Raw genomic sequence first — 12,961 nt, 5'->3', positions numbered from 1 at the left:
AGGCACCCGCCATGACAGTGACCAGGCCGCAGATCGGTGACTGGAAGAGCATCGAGGAACTGCGCGCGCTCCAGGAACGGCAGTTGGCGCCGCTCCTCGCCCGAGCCGCCCGCTCCCCCTTCTACCGGGCCCGCGAGAGCGGCCGCTCGGCCCCCGCCACCGCGGCCGACCTGCGCTCGCTGGAGCCGACGAGCAAACAGGACCTGCGGGACGCGTACCCGTTCGGGCTGCTCGCGGTGAACCGTACGGAGCTTGCCACTTACCACGAGTCGAGCGGTTCGGCGGGGCAGCCCACGGCCTCCTACTACACCGAGGGCGACTGGGCGGACCTCGCGGAGCGCTACGCCCGCAAGTGGGTCGGCATCGAGCCGAGCGACGTCTTCCTGGTCCGCACGCCCTACGCCCTCATGATCACGGGCCATCTGGCGCAGGCCGCGGCCCGCTCGAAGGGGGCGACCGTGGTCCCGGCCGACAGCCGCTCCGCGGCGACGCCCGCGGCCCGTACGGTACGGCTGCTGCACCGCCTCGGTGTCACGCTGACGTGGTCCAACCCGACGGAGGCCCTGCTGTGGGCGGCGGCGGCGCGGGCGGCCGGCCTGGACCCGGCGACCGACTTCCCCTCCCTGCGGGCCCTGTTCGTCGGCGGCGAGCCGCTGTCCCCGGCCCGGCGGGCCCGTATCAGCTCCCTGTGGAACGCCCCCGTCGTCGAGGAGTACGGCTCCACGGAGACGGGGACACTGGCCGGGCAGTGCCCGCAGGGCCGGCTGCATCTGTGGGCGGACCGGGTGCTGTGCGAGGTCCTCGACCCGTCGAGCGGCAAGCTGTCGGAGGAGGGCCGGGGGCGGCTGGTGGTGACCCCGCTGTACCGCGAGGCGATGCCGCTGCTGCGGTACAACCTCGACGACGAGGTGGAGGTGGAGTACACGGACTGCGCCTGCGGGTGGCGGCTGCCGGTGGTGCGGGTGCTGGGGCGGGGCGGGTTCGCGTGGCCGGTGGGTACGGGCACGGTGGATCAGCAGCAGGTGGAGGACCTGGTGTTCGGGTTGCCGGCGTCGGACGGCGTGCTGTTCTGGCGGGCGCGGGCGGGGCGGGACCTTCTGCACATCCAGGTGGAGTCGCAGGCGGCGGGAGTGGAGCGGCGGCTCACGGAGGCGGTGGCCCGGTCCCTCGGGGTGCCGTGCCGGGTGGAGGCGCTGGCGCCGGGCTCCCTGGTCCCGACGTCGGTACTGACGTCGAACCCCGACGCACTGAAGCCGCGCGGACTCTTCGGCCCGGAGGAGGACTGGGCCCAGGCCCTCCTCTACTACTGACCTGGCCGGCCTTTTGCGGGGCCTGCGCCCCCTGCGCCTGCGGTCGCCGTCGCGCCCACCCGCGCGGTGGTGAAAGGGCCGGGCCCCGGTGTCGTACGGGTGCCCGGCGTTGGTGTGGGCCGGGGGGTCTTCGCGCAGCCCGGCGCTTACGGGGTGCCGTCGCGCCCACCCGTGCCGCCCCAGCGGCACGACTGCCCGCGGAGGGCGGGGTGCGGCGGGCGCCGGCGCTTACGGGGTGCCGTCGCGCCCACCCGTGCCGCCCCAGCGGCACGAGTGCCCGCGGAGGGCGGGGGGCCGCCTGGGCGCTGCCCGAACCCCCACCGGACGGACGGTGGGGGCGCGGGCGTCAGGTCCGAGGCCGCTCAGCCGGGCAGGCCGCCGCGGTCCGGGCGGGTGAGGACCGTGGCGACGCCGTCCAGGGAGCGGGCCACCGTGTACGCGTAGAAGTCGTCCTCCAGTGCCGCGATCGCCTCCGGATCGTCCGTGCCCCGGCTCGTGACCGCCGCGCCCACCGCGGCCAGACCCCGCCGCTCCGGATCGTCCCGGTGGGCGGCCAGCGCACCCGCCAGCCGTACCCGCGCCTCCGGCAGGTTCTCCGCCCGGTCGTCCTCCACCATCACCAGCGTGAACGCCGAGTTCGTGAGATACCGGTACGCCGCCGTCGCCCCGTCCGCGAACCCCGCCTGCTGCAGCACCAGGATCCCCCGGTCCATCATCGTCAGCGCCGACGGAATGATCGGCCCGATCCGCACCAGCCGCCGCGCCACCCCCCGGTACCGCCGCAGCAGCGGCCGCCCCTCCAGCAGCAGCGTGCTGAACCACTCCCGCCACTCGAGCTCCCGCGGCGGCAGCGGAATCATGCTCACCACCCGGTCGGCCACGGCGTCCGCCACCGCGTCACGGTCCCCGACGTGGTGGTAGACGGCGCGCGGCCAGACCTCCAGCGCGGCGGCGAGCTGCCGGGTGGACCAGGCGTCGAGCCCGTCCGTCTCGGTGAGCCGCAGCGCCGCGTCGACGATGCCCGTGGGTGTGATCGGCGGCCGGTCGGCGGGCCGCCGCCCACGGCCACCGGGTGCGGGTGAGCTGGGCATGGCACGCAATGTATCCACTCCTCTGTGTCCAGGCGTCCCGGTACTTCTTGACCCGGCCCGCCCGGTCCATCGTATGGTGGGCAGAGTTTATTACCCAGTGGGTAGTAGCATCTAGTATTACCCACTGGGTAGTAACCCCTCGTAGCGCTCACACCCCCGCCCACCCCTATCCCCCCGTATCCCGATCTGGAGGACGACGATGCCCGCGGAACCCGCCGCGCTCCCGTCATTACTGCAGCCCGTCCGCAGGCGGCTGGCTCTGGCGGTGCTCTGCCAGGCCGTCGCCGCCCTGCTCAACATCGCCCCGTTCGTCGCCGTCGCCGAGCTCGCCCGGGTGCTGCTCGCGGACGGCCCGGTGGACCGCGACCGCGCCTGGACGGTCACGGCGCTGGCCGGCGCCTGTCTCCTGGTGCGGCTGCTGTTCCTGGTGGCCGCGAGCGTGGTCAGCCACCTCGCGGAGAACGACCTGCAGCTCTCCGTCCGCAGGCTGCTGATCGGCCGGCTGGACAGAGTCCCGCTGGGCTGGTTCTCGGGCCGGGGCGGAGCCGCCGTGAAGAAGGCGGTGCAGGACGACGTACACGCACTGCACCACCTGGTCGCGCACTCCCTGCTGGAGCTGACGGCCGCGGTGATCGTGCCGCTGTCGACGCTCGCCTACCTGTTCTGGGTGGACTGGCGGATGGCCCTGATCACGATGATCCCGCTGGTCCTCGGCATCGGCCTGTTCGGCCGCACCGGTGCCGCGTTCAAGAAGAACCTGCCCGCGCTGGACGCCGCGATGACGGACATCAACGGCTCGGCCGTCGAGTTCGCGCAGGGCATCGCCGTGGTGAAGACGTTCGGCCAGACCCGCCGGGCCCACCGCCGCTACACCGAGGCGGCGGACCGGTTCGCCGCGTTCTTCCGCGGCTGGGTCGACTCGCTGGTCACCCCGAGGGCCCTGTCGGAGATCGTGCTGTCGGCGCCCACGATGCTGTTCACGGTGCTGCTCGGCGGCACCGCGCTGATCACGGCCGGACGCACCGCCCCGGAGGACCTGATCCCGTTCGCGCTGCTCGCGGTGGGCATCACCACGCCGGTGCTGACGATCAGCTTCGCCGAGGAGGAGGTCCGGGCCGCGAAGGCCGCCGCGGACCGTATCGGCGAGGTGCTGGCCACCCCCGAACTGGCCCTGCCCGTGCACCCCGCGAAGGCGGGCCCGGGAGCGGTGACCTTCGAGAACGTCACCTTCTCCCACGACGGTGAGCACCGCGTCCTCGACGGCGTCGACCTCACCCTGGCCCCCGGGACGACCACCGCGCTGGTGGGCCCCTCGGGCGCCGGCAAGAGCACGCTCGCGTCGCTGCTGCCGCGCTTCTGGGACCCGGACGAGGGCACCGTCCGCGTCGGCGGCAAGGACCTGCGGGACCTCGCCCCCGAGGAGATCTACCGCCGGATGTCGTTCGTCTTCCAGGACGTACGGCTGCTGCGCGACACCGTCCGCGCCAACCTGCTGATCGCCCGCCCGGACGCCACCGACGAACAGCTCATGGACGCCGCGAGGCGCGCCCGTATCCACGACCGGATCACCGAACTGCCGCGCGGCTACGACTCCGTGGTCGGCGAGGACGCCAGGTTCTCCGGCGGCGAGGCCCAGCGCCTGTCCATCGCCCGCGCGATGCTCGCGGACACCCCCGTCCTCGTCCTGGACGAGGCGACCGCGTACGCGGACCCCGAGTCCGAGGCGGCCGTGCAGGACGCCCTGTCGGAGCTCACGTACGGCCGCACCCTGCTGGTCATCGCGCACCGTCTGTCCACGGTGAAGGACGCCGACCAGATCGTCGTCCTGGACGCCGGCCGGGTGGTGGAGCGGGGCACGCACACCGAACTGCTGGCCCTGCGCGGCACCTACGCGGGCATGTGGCAGGCCCACGAGCGCAGCACCGTATGGCGGCCCGGCGGCGCGGAGGAACCCGCCGCCGCGCACGAGGCCGTCACCGGCAACCGCCCCGCGGTCGAGGAGGCCGTCTGATGATCCGTCAACTGATGGCCGTGGTCGGCCCCGCCGAGCGCCGGCTGCTGCGCAACGTACTCGCCCTCCAGGTCGTGGGGGCGATCCTCCAGGCCGTGGCGTTCGTCCTGATCGTGCCGGTGCTCGAGCGACTGCTCGGCGACGACCCGGAGCAGGCCTGGCCCTGGGTATGGGCGCTGGCCGCCGCGGCCGTGGCCCAGTCGGTGGTCCACTACCTGGCCACCAAGACCGGCTTCAAGGCGGGCGCCGCCCTCTCCAGGGTGCTGCACCACCGCATCGGCGACCACGTCTCCATGCTGCCCCTCGGCTGGTTCGGCCCGACCAGGACCGGAGAGCTGAGCAACCTCACCACCCAGTCCGTGATGGGCATCATGCGCGTCCCCGGCTATCTGTTCCGCCCGCTGATCAACGGGCTGCTCACCCCGGCCGCGGTCGTCGTGCTGATGTACCTCTTCGACTGGCGGCTCGCGCTCGCCGCGACCTGCACCGCCCCGTTCATCGCCCTGGTGCTGCGCTGGAGCACCCACCGCACCGCAGCCGCCGACCGGCTGCGCGCCGGGGCGATGACCGAGGGCGCCAACCGGGTCATCGAGTACGCCGACGTCCAGCCGGTGCTGCGCGCCTTCCCCGGCTCCAGGGCCGCCGGCGGCGACCGCCTCGACGAGGCGCTGTCCGCCCAGCGGGACGCGGGACGCCAGGTCATGGTGGCGGGCGTCCCGGGCCAGGTCGGCTTCACCCTCACCGTGCAGGCCGCGTTCACGGTGATCCTGGTGTACGGCACCTATCTCGCCCTCGGCGGCTCGCTCGACGTACCCGAACTGCTGGCCCTGCTGGTGCTGGCCGCCCGGTTCGTGGAGCCGATGGCGGAGGCCGCCAACCTGGGCTCGGCGCTGCGCTCGACGAGCGCGGCCCTCGGCCGGGTGCAGCGGCTGCTGGACGAGAAGCCGCTGCCCGAACCGGAGCACCCGGCCCGCCCGGCCGGCACCGGCATCGAGTTCGACGCGGTGGAGTTCTCGTACGACGACGGCCGCAAGGTGCTGGACGGGGTCGGCTTCCGTATCCCCGAGCGCACGATGACCGCGCTGATCGGGCCGTCCGGCTCCGGCAAGACGACGATCGCGCGGCTGATCGCCCGCTTCTGGGACGTGCACGGCGGCGCGGTGCGGGTGGGCGGTGTGGACGTCCGTGAGCTGCCGGCCGAGGAGCTGATGTCCCGGATCTCCGTGGTGTTCCAGGACGTGTACCTCTTCGAGGGCACCATCGAGGACAACATCCGGGCGGGCCGCCCCGACGCCACCGACGCCGAGGTGCGCCGGGCCGCCGAGCAGGCGCGGGTCGACGAGATCGCCGAGCGGCTGCCCGGCGGCTGGTCCGCACAGGTCGGGGCGGGCGGCGCGGGCCTGTCCGGCGGTGAACGGCAGCGCATCTCCATCGCGCGGGCGCTGCTCAAGGACGCGCCGATCGTGCTGCTGGACGAGGCGACGTCGTCCCTGGACCCGGCGAACGAACGGGCCGTCCAGCAGGCCCTGTCGGAGCTCACCCGCGACAAGACCCTGCTGGTGATCGCGCACCGGCTGCAGACGGTGCGCGCCGCCGACCAGATCCTGGTGCTGGACGGCGGCCACATCGTCCAGCGCGGTACGCACGAGGAACTGATCACCCAGGACGGCCGTTACGCCGACTTCTGGGCCGAGCGCAGCCGCAGCCGCGGCTGGCGCCTGAGCAAGACCCCCGTGGCCAACTGAGAATCCCCCGGCGGCCCACTTACGCGGACCGCCGGGGGATCGGTGTGGCCGTCGCTCCCGGAGCTCACCCCCGCGCCGAGAGCGGCGGCTTCCCCGGTACGCCGGCGATGCCCCAGCGGGTGGCCGGCACCTCCTGGAGGACGATCCAGGTCGCCGCGCGCGCCTGGTCGCCGAACACCTCGGCGACCGCGTCCGTGATCCGGGCGATCAGTTCCGTCTCGGTGGCGCCGTCCAGGCGGCCCTCGTACAGCTTGACGTCAATGAGCGGCATGCGAGGTCTCCTTGATGCTCGGTACGGTCGTGAGGCTCTCGGCGTTCTCGATCACGTTGCGCGCGTCGTCCAGGGCCGCGTCCAGCGCGTCGGCCAGGTGGTCCACCTGCTCGTCGGTCAGCCCCGGATGGCAGGGCAGGTTGACGTGCTCGGTGAACCACAGCTCCTCCGCCACCGGGCACTCGCCGGGCAGATGACCGCGCGAGCGCCACTCCGGCAGCAGATGCAGCGGGAAGTAGCGCAGCTGCACCTCGACACCCCGTGCGTCGAGTCCGCGTACCAGCGCCTCACGGGTGCCGCGCGGGCCGGACACGAAGCAGGTGTACAGATGCTGGGCGTGATGCACCCCCGGACGGGGACGGCCGGCCCGCGCGTGCGGATGCCGGTCCACGACCGCGTTCAGCCGGGCCGCGATGGCGCGCCGCCGGTCGACGAGGTCCTCCAGCCGGTCCAGCTGGTGCAGCCCGACCACACAGGCCGCCTCCGACAGGGTGGCGTTGGTGCCGCTGCGGCGCACGCCCAGGCAGGCGTCCCGGTACACGGACGACGAGTACTTCATCCAGGGCAGCAGCTCCGGCGCGTCCAGCGGCGACGCGTCGCCGGCGACGAACACGCCGTCGATCTCGTTGGAGCGCAGCCGGTCGACCCGCTCCGCCCAGTCGTCCCGGTCGAAGGTGAGCATGCCGCCCTCGCCGAGCGTGGTGATGTTCTTCGACGCGTGGAAGCTGAAGCAGCCGATGTCACCGAGCGATCCGGGACGCCGGCCGTCGTAGCGGGCCCCCAGGGCGTGCGCGCAGTCCTCGACGACGAGGATGCCCCGCTCCCTGGCCATGGTGACGATCTCGTCCATCTCGGCGGGCCAGCCGCCGTAGTGGACCAGCAGGATCGCCCGGGTCCGGTCCGTGATGAGGCTCTTCAGCGAGGCGGGGTCCATGTTCAGGGACTCCCGGTCGATGTCGCAGAACCGCACCCGGACCTGTCGGTCGAGCAGGGGCTGCACGGTCGCCTGGAAGGTCTGCGGGGTGACGACGACCTCGTCCCCCGGCGCCAGGTCGAGCAGGTGGACGGCGAGTTCCAGGGCGACGGTCCCACTGGTGACGCTCAGCGCGTACCGGGTGCCGGCGTACTCACTGAAACGCCGCTCGAACCGCTCCCGCCAGGAACCCATGGACAGGGACTCACCGGATTCGAGCAGCTGTCCCAGAGCCGCCGCCTCCGTCGCTCCGAGGATGCTTCCGCGACTCGCGTACGGAACTTTGTAGGCCCCGCGCATAAGTACCCTCCGGCAGATTCGGGGATGGTTTTCCCGTCGCCGAACAAGGCGACACGAGTGACCTTACGTTTGTGAGCGCGCGGCGCAGAGAGCAAGTCGGCGCACCTGACACGGGTTTGACAGCCCGTCAATCTTTCCGGGAAAGCTTGCCCCGCCGCAAAGGCCGGGCCGATGATTCACGACGGACCGCACGAGAGGGCCGTACATCCAGCCGACACGAGGGGCGAAGCGTTCATGGAATTCGGCGTGAATTTCTTTCCGGTGATCGATCCCGCGCAGAAGAGCGCCACGGCCTACTACGACGAGACCCTCCGCCTCGTCGAACTCGCGGAGGCGCTGGGCTACGAGCACGTCCAGACCGTGGAGCACTACTTCACCGGGTACGGCGGCTACAGCCCCGACCCCGTCACCCTGCTGACCGCGATGGCCGCCCGCACCAGCCGTATCCGCATCACGACGGGCGCGGTCGTCCCGGCCTTCACCCACCCCGTCAAGCTGGCCGGCAAGCTGGCCATGCTCGACCACCTCTCGCACGGGCGGCTCGACGTCGGCTTCGGACGGGGCTTCCTGCCCACGGAGTTCGAGGCGTTCGGCATCCCCATGGACGAGAGCCGCGCCCGGTTCGACGAGGGCGTCGAGGCGTGCGTACGGCTGTGGAGCGAGGAGGACGTCGTCTTCGAGGGCCGCTTCCACCGCTTCGGTCCCGTCACCCTGCTGCCCCGGCCCTACCAGGCCCCGCACCCGCCGGTGTTCATCGCCTCCGCGACGAGCGCGGAATCGTGCGCGGCCGCCGGCACGGCCGGCCACCACCTCCAGGTGGTGCCGTCGGTCACCAGCGCCGAACAGCTCTCGGGAATGCTGCAGAAATACCGGGCCGCCTGGGACGAGGCCGGCCACGACCCGGCCGCCCGCCGCATTCAGATCAAATACACCTGCTATCTCGCGGACGACGCCGAAGAGGCCCGCCGCACCGGAGAATTCTACGAGCGCTCCTACATCGACCACATGGCGAAGGCGGTGGAGCCGCTCGCCAAGGGAAACCGGGCCGATTACCCGGGCTACGATAAATTCCTCGAGAAGGCCAGGAACTACGACTTCGCGGCCTCCCTCGCGGCGAACAAGGTGTTCGCCGGCGACGCGGACCAGGTACGCGCGCAACTCGAGCGCACCCGCGAGGAGTTCGGCGCGGACCTGACCGTCAGCCTGCAGTTCAACCCCGGCGGCCTCGCCTACGGCCGGGCCGCCCGCGCGATGGAACTGTTCGCGCAGGAGGTCGCCCCCGCCTTCACCGGCTGAGCCCGGCCCGTCAGCGGCGGCTGAGCGCCCGGGAACCCAGGAGCAGCGACAGCTCCTCGACCTGGGAGCGCAGCAGCCGCTGCTCGTCGACGAGTTCGTCGACCCGGGCCCGCAGCCGCACCAGCTCCCCGCGGTCCCCGGCCGGTACGGGGACCGGGGAGACCCGGTGCCGCAGACCGAGGCGGGACTGGGCGTCGTACAGCAGTTTCTGGACGGACCGCCGCTCCTCCTCCAGCTCCGACGCCGCCCCCGCGCACAGCGGACCGCTGGTGCTGCCGGCCATCGCCGGCCCCCGCCACAGGCCCAGGGCCTCCGTGAACAGCGCGCAGGCGGTGCGCGGATCGCTGCCCAGAAGTGCCCGCGCCTTCGCCGCGCCCAGCAGGAACCGGGCACTGTCCAGCTCCTCGGGCCGCGCCTCCAGCACATAGCCCGTGTCACGGGCGACCAGCCGCGGGGTGTTGGCCCGCGACGGCTCCGCCTCGATCAACAGCTGCCGCAACCGCGACACATGGGCCTGCAGGGCGTTCACCGCCTTGCCGGGCGCGCCCCCGCTCCACAGCTCCTCGATCAGCCGCTCCATGGCGACCGGCTCCCCGGGACGGACCAGCAGCGCCCCGAGGAGCTGCCGCTGTTTGGGACTGGTCAGGGGCACCCGCCGGTCACCGACGTCGTCGTGGACCTCGGGAACGCCCAGCACTCGAAACCGCATCTGCACCTCCGTCGCACACCGCAGCTCCCGCCCAGCTCACCGCGGACCGCCGCCCGCCCGCCTGAGTGCCGGGTACTCAACTGGCCTCGCCGGCCCGGCGGGTGGGCCGCGGGGCGGAGTGAGTGGCGGCTACTCACGATCAGGCCGGCCGCGCCGTGGTCGTCTTGGGGCGTCGCGGTCACAGTCACGGGTGAGGAGTTGAGGACGCATGACGCGGTGGGACGCGGAGGTCGCGGTGGTCGGTCTGGGAGCGTGGGGGGCGTGCGCGCTGTGGCAGCTCGCCGAGCGCGGCGTGGACGCCATCGGCATCGAACGCCACCAGCCGGGCCACTCGCTGGGGTCCTCGCACGGAGGCTCGCGGATGTTCCGCGTCACCTGCCTGGAGCACCCCGGCCTGGTCCCGCTGGCCCGGCGCTCCCGGGAACTGTGGAGCACCCTGGAGGACTCCGCCGACGAGCAGCTGTTCTTCCCGGTCGGAGGGCTGCTCATCGGCCCGAAGGACGGCCGGGTCGCCGGCGGCACGCTGACCGCCGCCTACCAGCACGGCATCGAGGTGAGCACCCTCACCGGCCAGGCGCTGCGCTTCCACTACCCCCGCCATGTCGGCGTCCCGGAGGGCCACATCGGCGTCCGGGAGCCGTCCGCCGGCATCATCCGGCCGGAACTGTCCATCCGGGCGGCGGTGAGCCGGGCCGAGAAGTGCGGCGCCCGCGTCCTCACCGACACCCGCATCACCACCTACGACCTGATCCCCGACGGTGTCGTCCTGCGCACCTCCCAGGGCGAACTCCGGGTGCGGCAGGTGGTGTTCACGGTCGGCTCCTGGCTGTCCTCACTGGTCGGCGGACTTCCGCTGCGGACCGTGCGGATGCCCATCACCTGGTTCCGGCCACTGGAGCCGGGGGACGACACCTTCGGTCTGGAGCAGTTCCCCGTCTTCATGCGGGAACTGGACGACGGCACGATCCTGTGGGGCAACGGCGCGGAGGGCGGCCACGACGTCAAGCTCGGCATCGAGGACCGGGCCGACGCCCTGCCCCTGGACCCCGAGGCCTACGACCGCTCGGTCGGCCCGGTCGACTGGTCCGCGCTGACGGCCCTGCTGCCGGCGAAACTGCCCGGCCTCGAACCGCTGCCGTCGAAGGTCGCCGTCTGCATGCTGACCCGCACACCGGACGGCCAGTTCGTCATCGGCCGGCCCGGGGACGACCCGCGCGTCGTGGTGGCCGGCGGCGACAACGCGCACGGCTTCAAACACGCCACCGGGATCGGCGAGGCCCTCGCCGAGATCGTGCGGGGCGAGGAGACGACGGTGCCCATCGGTTTCATGTCCCCGAACCGCTTCGGCTGATCCGCGCCACGCGCCACCCGTACGCCCCGGCCACTCACCGCTGCCGCGACCCCAGGAGGGCGACCATGACGTCGACACCCACTTCCCAGCAGGCGCCCCTGGTGAGCGCCCAGCAGTTCCGGGACGCCATGGCGGAACTGGCCTCGCCCGTGACCGTGGTGACCACCTCGGACGGCCGGGGCGGACGCCGGGGCTGCACGGCCAGCTCGGTGACGTCGGTCTCCCTGGACCCGCCGCTCCTCCAGGTCGCGGTCGCCCACACCTCGAGCTGCCACCAGGCCCTCGTGGAGTCGGGGGAGTTCGTCGTCCACATCCTCGCCGACCGGCACCGCCTCCTGGCCGACCGGTTCGCGCGGCAGAACATCGACCGCTTCGCCGGCACCGGCGTCACCACCTGGCCCGGCACCGACCTCCCCTGGTTCCCCGACGCCACGGCCGCCTTCCGCTGTCTGACCCACCGCACGATCCCGGTGGGCGACCACACCCTCCTGGTGGGCGCCCTCACCGCCGTTCGCAACGGCCCCGCCCAGAACACCCCGACGGACGCCCTCCTCTGGTACCGCCGAGCCTTCCACGCCCTGACCTGACCCCACCCGGCGGCCACACCCCGGCGCTGCCGAACGCACGGCCCCCGCCTCGTGGCGAGCCCGGCCCGGCGCACTCGGGCGGGACACATCACCGGGGCTCCGGCCCCGGGCCCTCCGGGCCGAGCGCGCCGCGCGTGCGCGCGCCGATGCTGCGGGGCGGAATTCCCCCGCCCCCGTGGCGAGCCCGGCCCGGCGCACTCGGGCGGGACACATCACCGGGGCTCCGGCCCCGGGCCCTCCGGCCCAAGCGCGCCGCGCGTGCGCACGCCGATGCTGCGGGGCGGAATGACCCCGCCCCGAGGCGGTCGCGCCCGGCGCATTCCGGCGGGGCACATCACCGGGGCTCCCGCCCCGAGCCCTCCGCCCCGAGCGCGCCGCGCGTGCGCGCGCCTGCGCTGCGGGCGTGCCCGGCGGTTGCGGCACCGGAGTGCGCCATCCCGAGCGTCCGGACGGGGCGGGCGGTGGCTCACCCCACGGGCGCGCCCAGGGGAGCGTGGGCTTCCAGCCATCGTTCGGTGACGAGGCGGGCCAGTTCCGGGGTGTCGCCGAGGGGTGTGGAGAGGATGTCGGCCCGGGCCGCCGCCGCCTCCGCGGCGATACGGTCGGGCAGCAGGCCCGGTGCCAGTACGTACGGCGCGACCGCCACCCGGCGCACGCCCCGCGCCCGCAGTTCCCGTACGACGTCGCCGGGCCGGGGTGTCGGGCCGGTGACGAACGCCGGCCGTACCGCGCGCCAGCCCGCGCGCCGCAGCTCACGGGCGGCCGCGCCGACCGACTCGATCGCCTCCGGGTCCCGGGAACCGGCGCCCGACAGGACGATCCCGGTCGTGGACCGGTCGGCGGGGGTCAGTCCCGCCTCGAAGAGCCGCCGCTCCACCGCCCGCAGCAGCAGCGGCGAGCCGCCGAGCACCGCCGCCCGGCGCACCGCGGGCCCCTCGGCATCCGCGAGCGCCGCCGGCAGGTCGGTCTTGGCGTGATAGGCGCGGGTCAGCAGCAGCGGCACCGCGACGGCCGCCCCGGCGCCGGCCCGCCGCAGCTCCGCCAGCGCGCCCGCCACGCCCGGCGCGTCGAATTCCAGGAACGCGGTCGTCACGGTCACACCGGGGCGCCCCCGCCGGATCCGCCCGGCCAGCGCCCGTACGGTCGCGGCGTGCCGCGGATCCCGGCTTCCATGGCTCACCAGCAGCAGCGCCGGCCCCGCCATGGTCGTGTCCTCGGATCTCACCCGTGACCCCCCGATCGCCGCACCGCGAAACGGCGGTCGGTTCCCGCCGCGCGGCACGCTAACCGGGCCCGTTCACACGCCGCTGACGGTCC

11 protein-coding genes are annotated in these 12,961 nt (G+C 73.5%); 6 read left to right on the top strand and 5 right to left on the bottom strand.

Annotated features, from left to right (window positions below; translation table 11 throughout):
• Positions 1-11 precede the first annotated feature (11 nt).
• The gene (locus IF28_RS0102460) at positions 12-1,310 is read left to right on the top strand and encodes a phenylacetate--CoA ligase family protein (RefSeq protein WP_030213099.1); all 1,299 of its coding nucleotides are present in this window, start codon (positions 12-14) and stop codon (positions 1,308-1,310) included.
• Between the two features lie 362 nt (positions 1,311-1,672).
• Here the strand turns inward: IF28_RS0102460 and IF28_RS0102455 are convergent, their stop codons facing one another.
• Positions 1,673-2,401, bottom strand: coding sequence for a TetR/AcrR family transcriptional regulator (locus tag IF28_RS0102455; protein ID WP_037892335.1), 729 nt, complete (start codon positions 2,399-2,401; stop codon positions 1,673-1,675).
• A 199-nt stretch (positions 2,402-2,600) separates the two neighbouring features.
• Between IF28_RS0102455 and IF28_RS0102450 the strand changes: the two genes are divergently transcribed.
• Both IF28_RS0102450 and IF28_RS0102445 read left to right on the top strand, forming a co-directional pair.
• Positions 2,601-4,412: an ABC transporter ATP-binding protein gene (locus IF28_RS0102450; RefSeq protein WP_051713578.1), complete on the top strand. Its 1,812-nt coding sequence runs from the start codon at positions 2,601-2,603 to the stop codon at positions 4,410-4,412.
• Positions 4,412-6,157 (top strand): ABC transporter ATP-binding protein, encoded by a 1,746-nt coding sequence (locus IF28_RS0102445; RefSeq protein ID WP_030213090.1) that lies wholly within the window; start codon positions 4,412-4,414, stop codon positions 6,155-6,157. The genes IF28_RS0102450 and IF28_RS0102445 overlap by 1 nt, the downstream gene beginning before the upstream one ends.
• A gap of 64 nt (positions 6,158-6,221) precedes the next feature.
• Here IF28_RS0102445 and IF28_RS0102440 read toward each other — a convergent pair whose 3' ends face one another.
• Together IF28_RS0102440 and IF28_RS0102435 are read right to left on the bottom strand one after the other, a co-directional pair.
• Positions 6,222-6,428, bottom strand: a complete 207-nt coding sequence (locus IF28_RS0102440; RefSeq protein WP_030213087.1) for a tautomerase family protein — start codon at positions 6,426-6,428, stop codon at positions 6,222-6,224.
• Positions 6,415-7,701 (bottom strand): DegT/DnrJ/EryC1/StrS family aminotransferase, encoded by a 1,287-nt coding sequence (locus IF28_RS0102435; RefSeq protein WP_037892333.1) that lies wholly within the window; start codon positions 7,699-7,701, stop codon positions 6,415-6,417. The genes IF28_RS0102440 and IF28_RS0102435 overlap by 14 nt, the downstream gene beginning before the upstream one ends.
• 246 nt (positions 7,702-7,947) lie before the next feature.
• Here IF28_RS0102435 and IF28_RS0102430 point away from each other — a divergent pair, with 246 nt between their 5' ends.
• Entirely contained in the window at positions 7,948-8,997 is a 1,050-nt protein-coding gene (locus IF28_RS0102430) for an LLM class flavin-dependent oxidoreductase (RefSeq protein ID WP_324616042.1), read from the top strand.
• Positions 8,998-9,007: 10 nt separating this feature from the next.
• On the opposite strand, the gene IF28_RS0102425 is transcribed toward IF28_RS0102430, so the two are convergent.
• The gene (locus tag IF28_RS0102425) at positions 9,008-9,706 is read right to left on the bottom strand and encodes an AfsR/SARP family transcriptional regulator (RefSeq protein ID WP_078620808.1); all 699 of its coding nucleotides are present in this window, start codon (positions 9,704-9,706) and stop codon (positions 9,008-9,010) included.
• Positions 9,707-9,914: 208 nt separating this feature from the next.
• On the opposite strand from IF28_RS0102425, the gene solA reads away from it, so the two are divergent.
• Together solA and IF28_RS0102415 are read left to right on the top strand one after the other, a co-directional pair.
• Positions 9,915-11,057, top strand: a complete 1,143-nt coding sequence (gene solA, locus IF28_RS0102420; RefSeq protein WP_030213078.1) for an N-methyl-L-tryptophan oxidase — start codon at positions 9,915-9,917, stop codon at positions 11,055-11,057.
• 65 nt (positions 11,058-11,122) lie between these two features.
• Positions 11,123-11,644 carry a flavin reductase family protein gene (locus IF28_RS0102415; protein ID WP_030213076.1) on the top strand — a complete coding sequence of 174 codons (522 nt, stop codon included), beginning with the start codon at positions 11,123-11,125 and terminating at the stop codon, positions 11,642-11,644.
• 466 nt (positions 11,645-12,110) lie between these two features.
• On the opposite strand, the gene IF28_RS0102410 is transcribed toward IF28_RS0102415, so the two are convergent.
• Positions 12,111-12,848 (bottom strand): sirohydrochlorin chelatase, encoded by a 738-nt coding sequence (locus IF28_RS0102410; protein WP_030213073.1) that lies wholly within the window; start codon positions 12,846-12,848, stop codon positions 12,111-12,113.
• Positions 12,849-12,961 lie beyond the last annotated feature (113 nt).

Origin of the sequence: Streptomyces sp. NRRL WC-3626 (assembly GCF_000718785.1) — a bacterium.
Taxonomy (GTDB): domain Bacteria; phylum Actinomycetota; class Actinomycetes; order Streptomycetales; family Streptomycetaceae; genus Streptomyces; species Streptomyces edwardsiae.
The sequence above is the reverse complement of the archived record's forward strand: the minus strand, read 5'-3'. Positions and strand labels throughout refer to the sequence as shown.